Raw genomic sequence first — 19,312 nt, 5'->3', positions numbered from 1 at the left:
AAAGAGCAGCGGACCCAGACTTGTCCGCTGCTTTTTATCTATTCCTCAATTACTTCTGTCACGCTCTGCAGTCGTTCCATAATTTTTCTTTTGCGATACAGCATCATTCCTGCTTCTGCGATATCATTTACAGCCGATCGATTAATAAAGGCACCGAATAACAGGCCGGCAACAGGAATCATTTGGAAAAGTTTTTTCCAGCCGATTTGATCTCTATATGAAAATACAACTTCACGCCAGCCTTGAAGCTCGGATATAACTTCTCTATTAGCTGGAAGACTTGGGTTATTCATATGTGTAATTTGATTTAAAATTGCTTTTTTGCCAACTATATCAGAGGAAACAAACTGAAGAATCTTTACAATAAACATTCGTTCTTGTTTATCATTTGGATCATAACCGTAGCAGAGGGCGATATCCTGCAATGTCTTTAATTGCATACCAAGCAAAAGCGGAATATCAATGGATAACGTGAAAATACCCCCAAATCCAGTGCTTGCTCCTTGAACAGTGGCTATTCGTTTTCTGTTTCCAGAAAGCTTTGTTACAGCTTCATCCATATCGGAGATTGGCAAGCGATCGACTTCTTCAAGGGCTGTAATGCCTTTTTCAGGATAGTATGATCGTAAGGATTTAACGGAACTTAAATATTTGCCGCCAGATTGAATATAGCTGCCAAGTTCATCTAAGATGACCCCAACTTTATTCTGCAGAAACTGTGGTGTAAATTTATCGAGCAGTTTAAAAGGAAGACGGCCTAATTTCTCCCAGAACCATAAATCCGACTGGTCTTTTTCCCATTCGTTAATCTTAGCTAATTCTTCGTTTAGATACTGTTTCGTTTCATTCAAAATCCATTATTCCTCTCATTTTAAGTTAATCTTTATACGGTTGAAAAAGCAGAAAGTTTCAATGAGTTTTTCTTTAAGCTGGTTTAGGTATCCTATTGGCAGTTCGCACTTTTTTTGTTACAATATTGACTTGTGGCTCACCTGTCTTAGCAGGGAGAGCGGGTAGGGAGAGGGCTAATTGAATAGTTAGGTAATACAATGAATAAGTGGTTAAATCAGCTTTTTCAGCTCACCAGTAATGGCACAACTGTCAAAAAAGAAATCATGGCAGGATTTATTGGCTTTTTTACTATTGTGTATATTATTGCAGTCAATTCACTCATTCTTTCTGAAGCGGGCATTCCTCTTGAAGCAGCTATTATGGCAACGATTATCACTTCAGTTGTCGGATGTCTGATCATGGGATTCTGGGCAAACGTTCCAATCCTGCTTGTTCCGGGAATGGGGATTAATGCACTGTTTTCATATACTATGGTACAGTCTATGGGTCTTTCATGGCAAGAGGCTTTAGCAGTTGTGTTTGTTTCGGGACTTATTTTTGTAGTGATTGCATTTACGCGGTTTGCAGCTGCATTAAGTGCTGCAATTCCTCAGTCTCTTAAGGAAGCAATCACAGTTGGGTTAGGATTGTTTCTTATGCTGATTGGCCTTGAAAAAGGCGGTATTGTTGTAAAAGGAACAAACTCATTGATTGCGCTTGGTCATCTGGGGGAACCCCATGTATTGGCGACCATTATAACCTTTTTACTGGCATTGGTACTTTTCATCCGCAATGTTCCTGGGAATTTCCTGATTACGGTTGTGGCAGGAACACTAATTGCCTGGTTATTTGGAACGATTCAGCCACAAGACTCTCAGAACGGTCATTTTGCGTTCAATGAATATTTTCAAGTTTTTGGAAGTATGTCGTTTGATAATATCCTGTCCATAACCTTTTGGATCGCTGTTTTTTCATTAACTATGGTACTGGTTTTTGAAAATATTGGTCTGGTCCATGGACATGTATCCTTTATTAATCGAAATGATCGCTTTTCACGTGCGTTTCAAGCCAATTCGGTTTCAGCTCTTTTATCAGGGGTTTTTGGCACAAGTCCTACTGTCTCAACTGTTGAAAGTGCTGCTAGTATGGCGGCAGGTGGAAGAACTGGACTGACGACTGTGACTGCAGGGATGCTCTTTTTGGCTTCAGCGTTTTTTATACCAGTTATTAAGCTGATTCCAAACAGTGCAATCGCACCAATTCTTATTATTATTGGCGGATTAATGCTGCAGAACATCCGTAATTTAGATATGAAGGATATGAGTGAAAGCTTTCCTGCACTCTTTCTAATTGCAATGATTCCGTTTACGTATAGTATTGCAGATGGAATTGCTATTGGCTTTATTTTGTATCCAATTCTTAAGATTGCTATTGGAAAAGCAAAAGAAGTATCGATTCCTCTCTATGTCATTGCGGCATTGTTTTTGTTTAATTTTGTTTTTCATGTAATAGGTTCATAATCTATAAGATCTAAAATTTAAGCAGAGGAGCCTCCTCTGCTTTTTTTGTGTGTTGAAAAAACGGCAATTGAGCAGGAATATATACTAATTAAAAACATGTAAATATTGTTAAATAAATTTTCGCCAAATTTCGACAAAAATCTTTATGTTTATACAGTACTATTATCCTAGGTATATATATATGTTCTGGTTAAGGGGGAGCATCATGGAGGTATTTGTTGCAAGACAGCCGATATTAACGAAAAATGAGGAAATATTTGCATACGAGCTTTTATATAGAGGAAATCAGCTGAACGCTGAAGTTGATGGTGACCAAGCGACAGCTGATGTTATTGTAAACGGATTTTTGAATATCGGAATAGATAAGTTGTCTGCAGGGAAGCCATGTTTTGTAAATTTTACAGAAAAGCTGCTTGAACAGAGGCTTCCTGTTTTTTTTGACCATAATGAACTGGTTGTTGAAATACTGGAATCAGTGAAACCAACACAGGAATTGATTGATATTTGCCTTGAATTAAAGCAATTAGGCTATCGAATCGCGTTGGACGATTTTATTCTTGATGAAAATAATAAATATAGCTTCCATTTATTAAGAATCGTAGATATTATAAAAATTGATTTATTAAATACGCCGGAAGAAAATCGGCTAAAAAGTGAATTTGTAGCAAAAAAATTAAATATTTCTTTGCTTGCTGAAAAAGTAGAAACAAGAGAAGCCTTTGAAGATGCAAAAAGGAGAGGCTATGATTATTTTCAAGGTTATTTTTTCTCAAAGCCTGTGACGATTTCAACATATGATGTGCCTGCATCTCTTCATACATACTATGAAATTATAAATAATATCTCTAATGGAAATCCGGATATCGATAAAGTTGCTGAATTGTTTGAAAGAGATATATCTCTTTCATATAAACTGTTAAAATTAATAAATTCACCCGCTTATCGCCCGAAAAATCGAATAAGTTCAATAAGGCAGGCTATTATGCTGCTCGGATTAAATGAGCTTGAAAAATGGATTTATATTATGCTGGTGCGAGAAGCGTCCTTTAAACAAGCTGGAAAATGTGATGAAATCATTCAGCTGTCACTTATTCGTGCAAAAATGTGTGAAGGTATATGTGCAATAACTGGTGCGGCGTTTTCATCTTCAAGCTACTTTATTACAGGCATGTTTTCGTTGATGGAATCTCTTGTTCATAGTCCCATGTCAGTAATCTTGAGAGATCTTCCATTAGATGAAGTTATTTGTGATGCACTTAATGGGAAAGAAAATCATTTAAAAATTGTCCTTGATCTCGCGACAGCGGTGGAAAGTGCTAATTGGGAAAAGATTGAGCAAATTTCAGCTGGTTTAAATATAACGAGCCCTAATTTATTTAAGATTTATACAGATGCAATTGAATGGACCGAGTCACTTTTAGCGGTAAATGAAACCGCTGGCCATTAAAATAATGAGAAGGTGCTTTGTTTTTCATTTGATGAAAGTGAACTTTTATGGCAATCTTTTTATAATTGCTTATTAAGGAGGATTATTTAATGGAATTTAACGTAATTAAGTGTCACGGATCAGGAAATGACTTTTTTATAATAGATGAAATAACACATCCATATTATTTAACAGATCAGCAGCGAAGCAGCTTAACTATTTTGCTTTGCAATCGGGAATATGAGCTTGGAGGAGCCGATGGAATTCTATTTGTTCAAGCAAGCGAACGAGCTGATGCACGTATGCGTGTGTTTAACTCGGACGGATCCGAAGCTTCAATGTGCGGCAATGGTCTTCGCTGTGTTGCGCGCTATGTATGTGAAAAGCTTTCTTTAAAAGAAGCAGTGATTGAAACAATGAAAGCAGATTTGCAGGTAAGTGTCCAGAATGATTTGTACGATGGCGTTCCTACGTATTTAGTTGAAATTTCTCCGATCTCTTTTAATGTTAAAGACTTGCCACTGCATATTGAAGGACAGGAATTAATACAGCGTCCCCTGCCATCCTTGTCTGAAGACTTAAAATTTACTGCTTTAGCAGTGCCTAATCCGCATATAATTGCGGTTGTAGAAAAGGAGCAGCTTCAATCTGATATTCAAAAAGGTATGAGCGAGTATGTAAACGGTCCGAATGATTTGTTTCCGGACGGTGTAAATGTCAGTTTTGTATTGCCTCTTAGAAAAGGACATATTTATGTTCGTACGTTTGAGCGCGGTGTTGGATTTACAAATGCATGCGGAACGGCAATGTCGGCTTCAAGCCTTGTTACATGCTTACTGGAATTGAACAACAAGGAAGAAATCATAGAAGTATATAATAATGGCGGTAAAGTAAGATGTGTTGTACATAAAGATCATATTGATTTGATTGGTAATGCATCATACGTTTTTAGCTGCCAAGTAAGTGCTGACTTGAATGCCAATGAATTCAATATTAAAAATAAAGAGGGATACCAAGAAGAAATAGCTCAATATAAAGAGCTGGAAATGCAAGCTTCCTCTTTTTTAGCAGAATATTTGTAGGTAATAGGATCCCAAAAGCATCTTACACTTTTGGGATCTTTTTTTCCTCTTGTTTTAAAAAGGACAGAACAGGAGAAAAAGGCTGAGTTACTTTTGAATCAAAATACGAATGAAAGGGATCGCCTGTATTTTTTAACCTTTCAATCATGTTGATGATCGTATAGTTTCCAATTTGCAGCGTTTGGTCCACTTCTTCCCAATACAATGGAGCAGCTACACTTGCCTGTTCTTTTCCTCGCGGAGAATAGGGAGCAATAATGGTTTTTCCTTCAGCATGCTGAATATAATCCACATACAGACGATTACCCCGATTTTTTTTCAGCCGCTCAATTGTGAAGGAATCTGGATCTTTTGTAATTAAATAGTGAGCAATAAACGTTGTAAATAGCCTTGTATCATCATACGTAAATTGATTTTCTGGCAGGGGGATGTATACTTGCAGTCCTTTACTGCCGGAAGTTTTAATATAACCTGTTAAGGACAAGCCATCTAAAACCTCTTTAATTAGCAGGGCTGCTTTTATCGCTAAATGAAATCCTTCTGCTGAAGGAGGATCCAGGTCAAAGACAATCTCACTCGGTCCTTTTGAATGGATCGTTTGAAAAGGAATATGAAATTCAAAAGCAAGCTGATTTCCAAGCCATAGAAGACTCTGCAGATTGTTGCACACAATATACTCAATGTCTTCATGCTGCTTTGTTTCGATAAAGCTCGGGGCATAATCTGGCACATTTTTTTGATAAAAAGGTTCTCCAAGCATGCCATGAGGATAACGAATAACGGTTAAAATTCGATCCTGTAAAAAGGGCAGCAAATAAGGTGATACTTCTTGCAAGAAATGGATGTAATCCATTTTTTTAATATCGGGTTTTGTCCATAATGGCTTTTCTGGATGGGTTATATTTATTTCAGCTGGAAGATTTTTTCGCTGCTGTGCAAAATCCTGATATGTACATTTTTCAGGCTGAAGATCAAATCGAAAACGGTGAAAATGAGGCTCGCGCATTTGTTCATCATACATTTCCAAGTATTTGATTTCTGTGCATATAGCAGGCTCAACATAAATGAAATTTTGATCTTCATCCGTTTTATTATTTTTTATGATTTGCATTAATGCGTTTTTTTCATCAGGCTTAAGTCCAAATAGAAACTGGCCGATTCCAATAATATGATCATGCTGATCAAAGACACCTGCATAAAAATAACCGTTTGATTTTTCATACTTTATGATAAAACAGTTTACATACTTCCAATTTTTAAACTTTAGCCACCCTGCGGACCTTTTACCAGCGTCATAGCTATACGAATTCCGTTTACTTACAATGCCCTCTCCATCTGAAAGAACGACCTGCTGCCATAGTGCCGGGAAATCATTTGTTCCAGGGATTAATTGGATGAGTTCTTTGCTTCGTTCATTTGGTTTTAAAGGAAGATTACACATAGAGAAAAAGTCAGTTAGGATGGTTTTCCTTTCAAGATAGGATTTGTTAACCTGTGATACACCTTTCAATAATAGGAGATCGAATACAAGAAGTCGGCAAGGGCGGTTATGTGCTTTCTCTAGTATTTTATCTTTAGCTCTCATGCGGCCCCTAATTTGAATTGCTGAAAAATTTGCTTTGAACGAATCCTCCAAAGACACAAGCTCTCCATCTAATATAAAAGGTACATAAGGCAAAAAGGTCTTCTTATTGTCCAGTAAAAACTGCATGATTTCCGGAAAAAGATCTCCAAGTGGTTTTTCATTTCTGCTCTTGATGAAAATTCCGTCCTTATTCCACTCAAGAATTGCCCGAAAACCGTCATATTTTACTTCATGATGCCAATCATCTCCTTTGACGGCTTCAAAGGTTAATGTTGGGAGCATTGGTTTCATAAGCTACCTCCCTCTGGATATTGGTGTTCTATAGTATGCCCTGCATTTCAAATCATAATTTCCTTAATTTCTATAGTGTGAATTCAGCTGCTATAGCGTAACTTAACGATAAAAGTATCTGCTGTAAGAACACTGAAGGAGGACCTAACATGCATACGATGTGGAAGGGAAGCATTAGCTTCGGCCTGGTTAATATACCGATTAAGCTGCATACAGCAACGGAAGATAAAGATATAAAATTACGGACACTTCATAAGGAATGTCATTCACCAATAAAATATGAAAAGGTATGTCCTGTTTGTGAAGTGGAGGTCCAAAATGAAGACCTTGTTAAGGCATATGAATATACAAAAGGCAAATTTGTTGTATTAGAAGCAGAGGAATTAGAAAAGCTTCGTAAAGAAAATGAAGATAAAGCAGTTGAAATTATTGACTTTGTGAAAATTCAGGAAATCGATCCTATCTATTTTGACCGCACATATTATATGTCGCCGGGAGATGGGGGAGGGAAGGCATACGGCCTTCTTCGCAAAGCTCTTTTGAACTCCGAAAAGGTCGGTATTGCGAAAATAATAATCCGTTCTAAGGAACAGCTTGCAGTTGTCCGTGTGTATGAAAATACAATCGTCATGGAAACCATTCACTTTCCGGATGAAGTAAGAAAACCTCAGGATGTACCGAATGTTCCGGTTGAGGACAAGGTGACAGGCAAGGAATTAGAAACAGCCATCATGCTTATTGATCAGTTAACTACCTCTTTTGAACCTGAAAAGTATAAAGATGATTACCGTACAGCACTGCTTGAATTGATTGAATCAAAACAAACTGGCAAAGAAGTTGTAACAGCAGCTGAAAAGACACCGGCAACGAATGTTACGGATCTAATGGCTGCATTGCAGGCTTCTATTGATAAGACAAAACCTAAAACAAAAACAGCAACTGCTAAGAAGAAGCGTGTGAGTACAAAGGTGAAAAAAGAAGCGTAAGAAAAAGGCTAGAAAATTTCAAAAATAAATAACCCGGCAGATTAGCAGGAATTTTTTCTCTGCGTAGTCGTCCGGGTCTTTTTAATGAAAGAGCATTTTTAAATGATGTAAATTTGGATATAGACTAAATGATAAGATACAATGATAAGAATAAATTGACGATTGAGAGAATGGTTTTTTCAACAGCACATTGGGTATTAGAATAAAAACGATATGGAGAAGTATATATTGAGATGAAATTTAAAAACTTTACACAACGGCAAATCGTATACTGGTCTTTCATTATTGGGAGCATTTCTATTTTTTTGTTCATATTTTTTCAACTGGTAGATGCTTTGGATGAGAGTGAATTATTATCCTATGAAATGCTTGTGATTTCATATGTACAGGGATTTCTTCATCCAACCCTTACAGAAATCATCATTTTTTTTACTTTCTTTGGTTCAGTTCTTTGGATCACAATTGGTACCATTGTTACTGTAATCATTTTACTGCTTCTGAAAAAAGTGGACCTGGCAATCTTAGCAGCTGCTGTTAATTTATTTGGCGGTTTATTCAATCTGCTGCTGAAATGGATCTTTCAGCGAGAAAGGCCGGACATACAGCCCTTAATTACAGAAGCGGGTTTTTCTTTTCCGAGCGGTCATTCAATGGGTTCATTTATCTTCTATGGAACGGTTGCGTATCTAATCTTCTTATTAGCGAGCAGGAAAGTATATGCCCTGCTAGGCTGCTTTATAATGGGATTGATGATTATTGGAATTGGACTATCTAGAATATACTTAGGTGTTCATTATCCAAGCGATGTTCTTGCTGGATTTTCTGCAGGAGCTGTTTGGCTTATCGCTTTTGCTCTGTTTTTAAAGCTCTACCATTTCCGGAGAAATAGGAGACGTATGAGAACACGGAGTGAATAATTCTGAATCGCTTCAAAAAGTTTTTCCATTTGAGGTAAGGGGAATTGTGCAGATTTGACCTGGAAACCTCTTACTTTTCATGGACTGTACTAATCCTTATAGAGCAACTGAAAAACAAAACAATAACCTCATAATGTTCAAAAAATTGTTATAAAGTAAATTCCCTTGACACCAACAGTGATATCCAGTATAATTCCAATTGTAGTATTTGAGCAATAAAGACGCCATTTCATTCTGGCGGAGACAATAATAAGAAAAGCGGCTCTTAATAACTGAGCGAGTAATTGGTATGTCAATTAAGAAATAATTTTGTGGACAACTATATGTTGGATTTCTTCTTATATCATCTTCTTTCATAACCGTATACTTTCTCCAAATCTAAAACGGCCGACCTCAGGCTGATCATTTTATAATTCACGAATATAGAGTTGCTTTTATCAAGATACCTTGAAATCCTGATTCCCACTGGAACAGCCAAGGAGCTGTAAGGATGGAAGAGAGGAAGGGCTTTCATTGTTTTAGGTAAAAGGATCGCGGTTCTCAAATATTAAATATGCTGACGGATTAGCATGTCAGCTGATAACAAACCCGAACGTTTAGCAGATATCATTTCTATTATCTGTTTAAACGTTTGGGTTTCTTTGTCATCTTAAAATACTATTGCAGAAACAGCTGCTTTAAATAAAAATCGGTAGGACACTGGATTACTGTCAAGAACCACACAGCTTCCTTCTAACATAAGCGGAGTCCAATGATTTTTTTAACATAATATGTATCCAGAGCTATTTTCCGAACGATAGAGATGAAAAATATTGAATTATATGTCTTTTGTGTTAAAATGATATTGAAAAATTGGATATGTTTAAAAATCGCAGTAACTGACGACAATGCGGAATGAACCGCTGGGGAGCTGCGTCTATGTATAGCCGGTCGTCTGGGCAGAGAGAGGGATTTCCTTGTCTCTTTTCTTATTAATTGGAGGGATATACATGGAGAAGAAAATGATTTTAGATGGAAATGCAGTTGCTGCAAGTGTAAAGGAAAGTTTAAAAGAAAGAATTACCCTTTTAGCACAAGCGGGAATTACACCGTGCTTAGCTACGATCCTTGTTGGGGATGACCCTTCTTCAGAAACCTATGTAAGAATGAAGGGCAATGCATGTGAAAAGTTAGGAATTATTTCTAAACGAATCCATCTTCCAAAAGAAACAACTACAGAAGAACTGCTTGAAACGATCACCGGACTGAATGAAGATGAAAATGTTCATGGCATTCTTCTACAGCACCCTGTTCCAGAGCAAATTGATGAACGAAAAGCATTTGAGACGATTGCTATTGAGAAGGACGTTGATGGAGTAACAAGCCTTGGATATGGGCAAACAGCATTTGGATTTGGTGTCTATCCTTCCTGTACTCCTGCCGCAATATTAGAAATAATGGATTTCTATAATATTGATGCTTCAGGGAAGCATGCAGTCGTAGTTGGAAGAAGTCCCATCCTTGGAAAGCCTGTTTCTGCACTACTGCTAAATAGAAATGCAACAGTAACCACTTGTCATTCTTACACAACAAATCTTGAACAGTTTGTTAAACAAGCAGATATTGTTGTCGCAGCCGTAGGGAAACCTAATTTTATTCAGGGTGCATGGATTAAAGAGGGCGCAGTGGTATTGGATGCTGGTTATAATAAAGGAAATATTGGAGATGCAGACTATGAAAGCTGTGCTGAAAAAGCATCAGCTATTACTCCGGTTCCTGGCGGTGTCGGGCCTGTCACCATTTCGATGCTCCTTAAACATACAGTAATTGCAGCAGAAAAGGGTATGTCGAAAAAGACTTCAACTTTATAATGTTATTTCGAAACTTAAGTTAAAGGTGATTCAATATCATTTTGGGATAATTTTCCAGTAATTATGCAGTACCCGAACTAACAATTAATTTGACATATCGGATTAAATCACTTATTATAAAGCTAACGCTGTAATGTTCGTTATATATATTTTATGGATAAGTGGTCGTAACTGCATTGAAATGTAGGCGATTTTACTCCTCATTTCGAGTGGTTGCGATCTTTTTATGTTTAAGCTTATATAATCAAGACTTATAGTGAACACATTTTTGGAGGTATTATCATGAACACAGGTAAAGTAAAATGGTTTAACGCAGAAAAAGGTTTTGGTTTCATCGAAACTTCTGAAGGTCAAGACGTATTCGTTCACTTTTCAGCTATCCAATCTGAAGGTTTCAAAACTTTAGAAGAAGGTCAAGACGTAACTTTCGAAATCGTTGAAGGTAACCGTGGACCTCAAGCTGCTAACGTTACAAAAGCATAATTATTGCTAACATGAGGTGATGCATGAAAGCCATGCATCGCCTTTTTATTGCACTTTAAGAACATAAAATGATCAGCTGAGAGAATATCACTACAGCTGATGATATTTAGGTTAATAAAAGTGTTAGCCTCTGGCATCGCCTTCGGAGGCTCGCCAATCGGCAAGTTTTCTTTATACTATCAAACCGATAAATGAGCAGCATGGGGAAGTTCAGCGCAGAGGCTCCTTTTAGGATTGTAGTATAAGTGCAACTAAGCCTCTGGCATCGCCTTCCAGGCTCGCCAATCGGCAAGTTTTCTTTATAAGATCTTTGACATAATATTTTGTCCCTTTCTGACTCCACACAAGCCGACTTCTTTTATTTCTTCAAAAGGAATTCCATCCACTATTAGCTGTGGCAGGAAAACGGTTTTATAAATCCTGTCAATAGAAGTGACATTATGTTTATTATGTTTTTCATAATCATCAACAATTAAATATATTTATATGTTTCTAACTGAAAGAGATCTGAATTAGCACTAGTAAGATCACCAGGAAATAAATACGTTATGTGTTTTTGAATATTGCCTCATTTATTCAAGACTATCAATTAAAAGTTTTCTTTTTTTTTGAATGAGGTAAAGACCTAAGAAGAAATCATAAAAATTAAATTCAAAATAATGATAAAAACAATTAAAAGCTGGGAAAACTAGCATTATTGATAAAATTAGCATGGAAAGAATTAAGGAGGAAATACATTTTGACAACTTTTTCAGATTTTGGTTTAAGCACAGAGCTAGTAAAAGCTCTATCTAATATGGGTTTCGAGGAGCCAACACCTATTCAGGCACAGGCTATTCCAATCGCCATTACTGGTCAGGACATGATTGGCCAGGCACAAACAGGTACTGGTAAAACGACTGCTTTTGGTGTGCCGCTACTGGAAAAAATTCAAGCAGATGAAGGAATACAGGGTCTTGTTCTTGCGCCTACTCGTGAGCTTGCTGTTCAGGTTGCCGAGGAATTAAACCGAATTGGTCAGGTAAAGGGCATTCGTACACTTCCAGTCTATGGCGGGCAAGATATAAACCGTCAAATTCGCGCTTTGAAAAATAGACCGCAAATTATTGCTGCAACACCTGGTCGATTAATTGACCATATCGAAAGAAAAACAATCAGGCTTGCTAATATTAAAACGGTTGTTCTTGATGAAGCAGATGAAATGCTGAATATGGGCTTTATTGAAGATATTGAAAGAATTTTAAGCGAGATCAAAGGTGAGCGTCAAACACTATTGTTCTCAGCAACTATGCCAAAGAGAATTCAAGCTCTTGCTGAAAAGTTTATGGTTGAACCACAAATCGTAAAAGTTAAGGCAAAAGAAATGACAGTTAAAAATATTGAGCAAAGCTATATGGAGGTACATGAGAAACAAAAATTTGATGTACTCTGCAGCTTGCTGGATATTCAGTCACCAGAACTTGCTATTGTTTTTGGACGCACAAAAAAACGTGTTGATGAAGTGGTTGAAGGATTAATTAAGCGTGGCTACTCAGCTGAAGGAATTCACGGTGATATTCCGCAAGCAAAACGTGATCAAGTAATCCGCCGTTTTAAAGAACAGACAATTGATATCATGGTTGCGACTGACGTTGCTGCACGCGGACTTGATATTTCTGGTGTTTCTCACGTTTACAACTTTGACATTCCTCAAGATCCTGAATCATATGTTCACAGAATTGGAAGAACGGGACGTGCAGGTAAAAAAGGATTGGCTGTTACATTTGTAACACCTAGAGAAATCGATCATTTAAAGATCATTGAAAATGTAACAAAGAGCAAAATGGCGAAACAGCCAGTTCCATCTTTTAAAGACGTATTGGCAGGCAATCAGCAGGCAACTATAAATAAATTAATGAATGTTGTAGAAAAAAATGAACATGGCGACTACAAGCGTATTGCAGAATCTCTGCTTGAAGATACAGACTCTGTAACAATGCTAGCTGCAGCTTTAAAGCTTCTTACAAAAGATCCTGACGTTACTCCGGTTAAATTGACTGCAGTAGAACCACTGCGCTCTAAAAAGCCAAAAAGCGGTACGCGTGATCGTAAACGCTATACCGATAGACCGCGTGGAAACAGAGACCGCGGCCGTGATCGCAGAGAAAGTGGAAGAGATAGAGACCGCAGAAGAAATAGAAATCGCAATAATGAATTATAAAATCCAGATAAATTAGGCATAATGAATATAGGCAGTTATTTTCTGCTCTGATTTAAAGATATTAGGAGGAAACAAAAATGGCAACAGGAAAAGTAAAATGGTTTAATTCTGAAAAAGGTTTTGGCTTTATCGAAGTAGAGGGTGGAGAGGATGTATTTGTACATTACTCTGCAATTCAAACGGAAGGCTTTAAAACACTTGAAGAAGGCCAAGAAGTTCAATTTGATATAGAAGATGGCCAGCGTGGCCCTCAAGCTGTAAATGTAACAAAAAACTAAGCCAAAAATAAAAAGCCGTTTTCGGCTTTTTATTTTTGGTCATTATATTAAATTGAATATGAATAATAGTCCTGTGAGCCATATTCTTTGAAGCCGCAGGAATGATATAGCTTAAGAGCATTATAATTGGTGGCGACTACATCTAAATGGATGGATTCGCCACCTTTTTTAGTTAGTGATTTTAAACATGAGGTTAATGCAGCTCTGCCAATCCCTTTGCCCTGAAATGAGGGATGAATGGCAAACGCATATATCCAGAACCCTGTCTCATCATTTTGGATGCGAATTTTTCCAACATCTTCTTGCTGGAAGGCAATGACATAATTTGTTTGATCATTATTACTAAGTGCTTTTCTATTTGTAACAATAGCGTTCTCTATTGTAATACCGAAGCAGAGATGGTCAATCAAACTCATTTTTTCTAAATCAGATTGAATTGCATGACGCAGTATAACATGATCTTTCTCTAAAGCTAATTCTTTTGGTATCCATTTCATCTGGTGCTCTGAAAAAGAATATTTATACTCTTTCGCATTTAGGAATGATTTTGCTGCGGCTGAGTTTGATGGAGCATTAATTAATATACTTTGATATGTCTTTAATATAGGTTTAGCTTCAGCGAGCAAGGCTGAAAAGATGCCCCTTCTTCTATAATCTGGATGAACCATCCCGCAAATCTCTGCCTCACTGCCAAATCCATATATTGCAGCAAAACCTGCTAACATTTGATGGTGATAATAAAAAAAGTCAGTTTTCAATTCATCATTTCTGTTCTTTAGCATATCCCAATTTAGCTTCAATTGAATATTGTCATGGTTCTCACAAAGAATTTGCAGCATCTGAATTTGCTCAAGTTCCTTTGAAGTTAGCATTTCATGATTCCCCCAGATGAAATAGTAATAAGAAAAAACTGATTATTAAAAATGAAGGTACGATTTGTATTAATCTTACTGTAAATGAATGAGGTTTGTATACAAAGATTATGTTTGATGAATGATAAAATGGTTTATAATACTAAAATCAAACTATTTATGCTATGATCAATTGAGAAAGCGGGGCGAACAAAATGAAAGCATTTTCTGTTAAGTTTCATAAAGAAGACCGAGTCGATGCAATGAATGTATTAAAATTAAATGAAGAAGATTTTCAAAGAGCCACAGAGGGCGGTACAAGGCACCTTTTTGAATTAGATACTAATATTGGTTTCTTTGTATATTTTGATGGTGTAGATGAGAACGGCAAGGAATCCTATATGGTCCTTCATTATGAAGGGGAAGAAGAGGAGCCAGATGCTTGTTATGCTTTTGAATTAAAAGATTTTTACCAATTTGCGGCCCTGCATTTGAATGATCTGGAATTTAATGAAGAACTGGAAGAGGATGAGGAGGAAGATGAGGAAATCTATACTCCAATCCATCATTTAGCTCATTTAATGTACCATATTATTGAAGAAGGCAAAACAATAGAAGTATAGAGCGAAAAGAAAAAGCTGAACCACAATCATGGTTCAGCTTTTTGCTTTGTTCTTATTCTGCAGAAGCAGCGTGCTCATTGCAGAATTGCAGGATCTCAGATTCTTCATCTTCCTCTAAAGCAAAATCAAGAATTTCACCAGTTCCTGTTTGGAAATGGTAATTTAAAACTCGGGAATCCTGTTCATCTTTATAAAATAAAACGCGTAAGCTAATACCAGCTTCTGAATATAATTCATCATCTTCATCAACTTCTAAACTTAAGAAAAACTCATATCTTAAACCAGAGAGTATTCCAGTAGGATCTTTTATTTGTTCAACAGTATAATGATTGATATTCATGTTATGTTCATCCTTTCCTTCTAACAGTCAACTTAGCCATTATACACTTTTTTAGTATAACAATGAAAATCTTTAGTCTATTTTGCTCAAAACTTCGGGCTTTGACGACTTAGACAAAAGGTGTTATAATAAAAAAGATTAATATTTGAATATTTTTGTGCTTTGACCACACTTGTTATAAAGAACCTATAACAAACGTTCTTTATATTAACGTGTGATTTTTATTTTTCTCATAGGGTTTTACTCTTTCTAGGAGGTGCCTGTTTATGGCAAAGGGATTTGGAAGAAGAAACATGGAAGAAGTAAAAACGGAAGAGGTTAAGATTTGGGAATGTACATCCGAAACATGTAATTGCTGGGTGCGAGACAATTTTAAAAGCAGCGAGAAGCCTCTTTGCCCTATCTGTAACAATGATATGAAGGAAAACATAAAAGAATTGCAAGTTGTAAACAACAGCAGTATTTTTTCGACTAAATAAATCATTTCTTGATCTTGAAAGCTGGCATACATATTGCCAGCTTTTTGCATTTTGGCTGTGCTTCCTCTAATAAGCTTTTTCCTTCATTGAGCAATTATACAGTTTGTTCTTTTATAGTGTTTGCAGTCTTTACCGAAGTTATTCCTGTTAATATTTCTTTTTCATTTTGTCTAGGACAGTGTCAAGTTCGTCCGGTCGGAGCAGCTCTATAGGAGAGTAGCCTTGTTCAAATTGAATCATATCAGCTTCTATCAGAAGCACATATTTTTGATTGATTTTGGCCAAATGTATCTGCTCACCGTAATCGCTTAACAGTCCCTTTATTGAAATATGATCTAACTTCATTTTCAGCTCAGCTTCAGGTGTTAGCTCTGTAATTTGGGCTGTGGCCTCTACTACTTGCTCTGTACTAAATCGTTCCTGCAGTTCTCTTTTTGGGCTAGTTGCCCAAACATCCATTGCAGTTTCAAATTGTTCTCTTTCTTCGCTTTCGACTTCAAATGATTCCTCTATATGTGATTGAACCATTGTCATTACTTGAGACTTAATAATTTCCGGCATTGATTCTCCGTACTCCACATACTTTAAAAAGTCTTCAAAATACCGCGCATGAGATGCCTGGTGGATTTTTAGCTCATTAGGCTCAATCATTCCTTCTTCGGGCATATAAGGATATTGGACAGATTTCATATTCTTTGTTGTTATGGCCATTTCCACATTTCTGATCAAGGTTGCTTCATCTGAGATAGACGCTACTTTTGGCTCGAAATCACACTTCATAATAAATAGAAAAGGTTCATCAAAGTACTTGCGAAGTTTTGCTGAAATAATGAGCAGCACACCGCCCCGAATAGCAGCTGTATCTGCATAGGCTCCTACGATCGCTTCGTTGGCTTCTTGAAACTCTTCTTTAGTAGCTGCATTTCTAACTTTGGAAAATACATTATAGTTTGGATTAGAGGTGAGATCATGTCCATCTTCCGTAATAAAGCGGCCAATTTTAGTTGGTGCATTTTCTGATTTAGGATGTCTTTCTACTTTTCTTTTATTAATCTTAGTGAGTTCTCCATCAAGAAAATCCTTTAGCGGACTTTCTTCGTAAGCAGCCTGATCTAATGTCTGGTAATGTTTATTCGACTTACTGACGTTTTCGCCTTCACCGTGTATATTAATTACATAAAATGATAAGAACTTAATTTCAAAATCCATTTATATGCTCACCTTTTTTAAATGTTATCGTAGCATACTTGGACTATTGTCCGATTCAGCACTACAAAAGTATAGGAGAATAATTGGAATACGTCAATCAATCAGCTGTTGCATATTATGGTGTTGATAGGAAAAAATAACGTGTATTAAAGATTCCTGCTGGATGTGATTGAATGCAAAACATGTTATGGTATGCCATTTTAGGAATCATCGGCTGTATTATGATTAGGTGCACATACAAAAAAACAGATTTACGTTTGTACATTGCTTTATATATTTTCACAATGGGACTTGCTTTTTTTTTGGATTACTTTGTACTAATACTATTTGATGCATATGCATATCACCCAAATGTATTTCGGGACCATTGGTATGATAACACAGTTGGATCCAGTATGTCACAGGCACTATTTATTCCAAGTCTGTTAATGTTAATGATTACCTTCCAAATGAAGCTAAGAACGATTGTGTTCTTATTATTTGGTGTTTTTTTGATAGAGGAGGTTTTTACCTGGATCAACATTTATGAGCATTACTGGTGGAAATCATGGTATACGTTTATCATTTTATTCATTTCCATTTACGTTTTGAAAATGTGGAGAAACTTGCTTAAGCTGCAAATTCCGTTTACTAGGTTTTTAACAATCTATATGGCAATTACCACATGTATGCAAGGGCTGACGATCATCATTCAAGCGTTCTGGAGAACTCACCATTATACTGTTGGCTGGTTTTCTGTGTTATCCAGAGATAGTATTGCATTTAACACTGCATACTGGATGGTTTATAGCTTGCTTTTAGCAGCTATTGTTTTATACTTTTTTTCTTTCTCAGCTTGTTCAATCCTGCTGATAGGTGATTTTTCAATTAATATTATCTTAGAGAGGGCCGGAATATTGCATATAAACCAATACTGGCATCCAATATTGTTTGGCATCTGTTTAATACTCGTTCTATTATTAATAAAAAAGTTAGATGATTATTTATTTTCCAGGATTCTAAAGTAGCGTATAAAACTTGCTGAACTGTTTAAAATAACTCTGATCACATACAAGGGAAAAGGGGTGTCCTGGTGGAAATAAACCGTGTGAAACAAATTTTATCATCAAGTGCAGATATTGAGGTTCAATATAATGGTGCATCTGTATGGATCGATGGCATCAATGAAGAAAATAAAATGGCAACAGTGCATTTGCGCGGCCCTTTAGAAGAACGAACGGAAGTAGCTATTTCAGATCTTAGAGAGATGTAAAGAGTTGCCTATTCAGGCGACTCTTTCTCTTTGTAAAAGTGTTAAACAGCCAAAAGCAGAATGCATGCCTGAGTATAAAGTGTTAAAACAATTGAAAAAAGGGTAAGTTAACATAGTATCAATGTTGTTGCCTTTAAATACGTTGCCAGAGTATAATACCCTTAAAAAAGGGGGCTAGCCCATGAATATAGATGCAGCAGATCATGCAGCTTGTGATCATCAAAATGTGCGTAAAAGCCATCATTCAGATGAGGTAAAGAAAAACCTGACTACCAGGTTAAATCGAATTGAAGGTCAAATAAGGGGCATAAAAGGTCTCATTGAAAAAGATACATATTGTGATGATGTTATCACTCAAATATCTGCTACTCAATCAGCATTAAATAGCGTGGCAAAACTGCTGCTGGAAGGTCATCTGAAGAGCTGTATAGTAGAGCGCATTCATGAAGGTGATGACAAGGTATTAGATGAATTTCTTACAACCGTTCAAAAATTGATGAAGAAATGAGGGGCACATATGGAGTACATAACTTTACAAGCTAGCGGCATGTCCTGCGGCCATTGTGTAAAAGCGATAGAGGACAGTGTCGGCGAATTACCTGGAGTCAGCAAGGTGAAAGTTCATCTTGAAAGCGGCAAGGTTGAGGTTGAATATGATCCGGCATCTGTTACACTAAATAAGATCAAAGCAGCAATTGATGAACAAGGATATGATGTTTTATAAGGAGATTGTAGAACGTGTATTTATAGCACGTTCTATTATTTTTTTAATCTGATAAAAAAATTTTTTTATTGGAAAATCGTGCTGAAACAAGTGTTTTTCGGGAGGAAAGGGTAAAAACAGAGTGTTCTAGCAAAATAAAAAAATTGAATTATATTTTTGCATATGATAGAATTACATACAATATCTAGTGTTGGTCTTGTTAGCGTTAACTATATATAGATAATTATACAAAACCATCCGGACTTAAGAGGGAATTCGCTAGCACGCTTATTATTGCGCTTATCATCTTAAGCTGCAATCAAAATAGTGAACCACTGATATAAATAGTTGCAAATGGCAATATGACGTGAGGGGCAACTAGTTGAAAAAATGCACAAGCCAGAGA

General features: G+C 36.6%; 20 protein-coding genes and 1 riboswitch. Of the genes, 15 read left to right on the top strand and 5 right to left on the bottom strand.

What is annotated here, in order from left to right; all coding sequences use genetic code 11:
- Window positions 1-38: 38 nt before the first annotated feature.
- Window positions 39-851 carry an EcsC family protein gene (locus F7732_RS05350; protein ID WP_151572821.1) on the bottom strand — a complete coding sequence of 271 codons (813 nt, stop codon included), beginning with the start codon at window positions 849-851 and terminating at the stop codon, window positions 39-41.
- A 198-nt stretch (window positions 852-1,049) separates the two neighbouring features.
- Here F7732_RS05350 and F7732_RS05345 point away from each other — a divergent pair, with 198 nt between their 5' ends.
- From F7732_RS05345 to dapF, 3 genes are all read left to right on the top strand, one after another.
- Window positions 1,050-2,351: an NCS2 family permease gene (locus F7732_RS05345; protein WP_151572819.1), complete on the top strand. Its 1,302-nt coding sequence runs from the start codon at window positions 1,050-1,052 to the stop codon at window positions 2,349-2,351.
- A gap of 205 nt (window positions 2,352-2,556) precedes the next feature.
- The gene (locus F7732_RS05340; protein WP_151572817.1) at window positions 2,557-3,798 is read left to right on the top strand and encodes an EAL and HDOD domain-containing protein; all 1,242 of its coding nucleotides are present in this window, start codon (window positions 2,557-2,559) and stop codon (window positions 3,796-3,798) included.
- An 89-nt stretch (window positions 3,799-3,887) separates the two neighbouring features.
- Complete coding sequence (dapF, locus tag F7732_RS05335) at window positions 3,888-4,859, top strand: diaminopimelate epimerase (RefSeq protein ID WP_151572815.1); 972 nt, start codon at window positions 3,888-3,890, stop codon at window positions 4,857-4,859.
- Between the two features lie 22 nt (window positions 4,860-4,881).
- Here the strand turns inward: dapF and F7732_RS05330 are convergent, their stop codons facing one another.
- Window positions 4,882-6,735, bottom strand: coding sequence for a DNA ligase D (locus F7732_RS05330; protein ID WP_066444677.1), 1,854 nt, complete (start codon window positions 6,733-6,735; stop codon window positions 4,882-4,884).
- 149 nt (window positions 6,736-6,884) lie between these two features.
- Between F7732_RS05330 and ku the strand changes: the two genes are divergently transcribed.
- From ku to F7732_RS05300, 6 genes are all read left to right on the top strand, one after another.
- A complete protein-coding gene (ku, locus tag F7732_RS05325) occupies window positions 6,885-7,721 on the top strand; it encodes a non-homologous end joining protein Ku (protein WP_151572813.1) in 837 nt (278 codons plus the stop codon).
- 305 nt (window positions 7,722-8,026) lie between these two features.
- Window positions 8,027-8,638 carry a phosphatase PAP2 family protein gene (locus F7732_RS05320; protein ID WP_240056543.1) on the top strand — a complete coding sequence of 204 codons (612 nt, stop codon included), beginning with the start codon at window positions 8,027-8,029 and terminating at the stop codon, window positions 8,636-8,638.
- Window positions 8,639-9,502: 864 nt separating this feature from the next.
- A riboswitch (ZMP/ZTP riboswitch) is annotated at window positions 9,503-9,585 on the top strand.
- A 42-nt stretch (window positions 9,586-9,627) separates the two neighbouring features.
- Window positions 9,628-10,488, top strand: coding sequence for a bifunctional 5,10-methylenetetrahydrofolate dehydrogenase/5,10-methenyltetrahydrofolate cyclohydrolase (locus F7732_RS05315; protein ID WP_066444685.1), 861 nt, complete (start codon window positions 9,628-9,630; stop codon window positions 10,486-10,488).
- Window positions 10,489-10,770: 282 nt separating this feature from the next.
- Window positions 10,771-10,971: a cold-shock protein gene (locus F7732_RS05310; protein WP_066444687.1), complete on the top strand. Its 201-nt coding sequence runs from the start codon at window positions 10,771-10,773 to the stop codon at window positions 10,969-10,971.
- Between the two features lie 739 nt (window positions 10,972-11,710).
- A complete protein-coding gene (gene cshA / locus F7732_RS05305) occupies window positions 11,711-13,171 on the top strand; it encodes a degradosome RNA helicase CshA (protein ID WP_066444692.1) in 1,461 nt (486 codons plus the stop codon).
- A gap of 77 nt (window positions 13,172-13,248) precedes the next feature.
- On the top strand, window positions 13,249-13,449 hold the full coding sequence (locus F7732_RS05300) for a cold-shock protein (protein ID WP_066444694.1): 201 nt from the start codon (window positions 13,249-13,251) through the stop codon (window positions 13,447-13,449).
- Between the two features lie 47 nt (window positions 13,450-13,496).
- On the opposite strand, the gene F7732_RS05295 is transcribed toward F7732_RS05300, so the two are convergent.
- Window positions 13,497-14,321 (bottom strand): GNAT family N-acetyltransferase, encoded by an 825-nt coding sequence (locus F7732_RS05295; protein ID WP_151572811.1) that lies wholly within the window; start codon window positions 14,319-14,321, stop codon window positions 13,497-13,499.
- 194 nt (window positions 14,322-14,515) lie between these two features.
- Between F7732_RS05295 and F7732_RS05290 the strand changes: the two genes are divergently transcribed.
- The gene (locus F7732_RS05290) at window positions 14,516-14,923 is read left to right on the top strand and encodes a cytosolic protein (RefSeq protein WP_066444699.1); all 408 of its coding nucleotides are present in this window, start codon (window positions 14,516-14,518) and stop codon (window positions 14,921-14,923) included.
- A 52-nt stretch (window positions 14,924-14,975) separates the two neighbouring features.
- On the opposite strand, the gene F7732_RS05285 is transcribed toward F7732_RS05290, so the two are convergent.
- Complete coding sequence (locus F7732_RS05285; RefSeq protein ID WP_151572809.1) at window positions 14,976-15,263, bottom strand: DUF6509 family protein; 288 nt, start codon at window positions 15,261-15,263, stop codon at window positions 14,976-14,978.
- 266 nt (window positions 15,264-15,529) lie between these two features.
- Between F7732_RS05285 and F7732_RS05280 the strand changes: the two genes are divergently transcribed.
- A complete protein-coding gene (locus F7732_RS05280) occupies window positions 15,530-15,742 on the top strand; it encodes a cold-shock protein (protein WP_151572807.1) in 213 nt (70 codons plus the stop codon).
- 147 nt (window positions 15,743-15,889) lie between these two features.
- Here F7732_RS05280 and F7732_RS05275 read toward each other — a convergent pair whose 3' ends face one another.
- Window positions 15,890-16,951, bottom strand: coding sequence for a DUF3900 domain-containing protein (locus F7732_RS05275; protein ID WP_151572805.1), 1,062 nt, complete (start codon window positions 16,949-16,951; stop codon window positions 15,890-15,892).
- A 173-nt stretch (window positions 16,952-17,124) separates the two neighbouring features.
- On the opposite strand from F7732_RS05275, the gene F7732_RS05270 reads away from it, so the two are divergent.
- The 4 genes from F7732_RS05270 (at window position 17,125) to copZ (ending at window position 18,927) form a co-directional block, all read left to right on the top strand.
- Complete coding sequence (locus F7732_RS05270; RefSeq protein ID WP_151572803.1) at window positions 17,125-17,958, top strand: hypothetical protein; 834 nt, start codon at window positions 17,125-17,127, stop codon at window positions 17,956-17,958.
- Between the two features lie 65 nt (window positions 17,959-18,023).
- Window positions 18,024-18,203: an H-type small acid-soluble spore protein gene (locus tag F7732_RS05265; RefSeq protein WP_066444715.1), complete on the top strand. Its 180-nt coding sequence runs from the start codon at window positions 18,024-18,026 to the stop codon at window positions 18,201-18,203.
- 181 nt (window positions 18,204-18,384) lie between these two features.
- On the top strand, window positions 18,385-18,711 hold the full coding sequence (locus tag F7732_RS05260; RefSeq protein WP_151572801.1) for a metal-sensitive transcriptional regulator: 327 nt from the start codon (window positions 18,385-18,387) through the stop codon (window positions 18,709-18,711).
- A 9-nt stretch (window positions 18,712-18,720) separates the two neighbouring features.
- A complete protein-coding gene (copZ, locus tag F7732_RS05255) occupies window positions 18,721-18,927 on the top strand; it encodes a copper chaperone CopZ (RefSeq protein WP_151572799.1) in 207 nt (68 codons plus the stop codon).
- The last annotated feature ends 385 nt before the right edge of the window (window positions 18,928-19,312 follow it).

Origin of the sequence: Bacillus mesophilum (assembly GCF_008923265.1) — a bacterium.
Lineage (GTDB): Bacteria > Bacillota > Bacilli > Bacillales > Cytobacillaceae > Cytobacillus > Cytobacillus mesophilum.
Note: the sequence above shows the minus strand (reverse complement) of the source record. Positions and strands in the feature narration are given on the sequence as shown.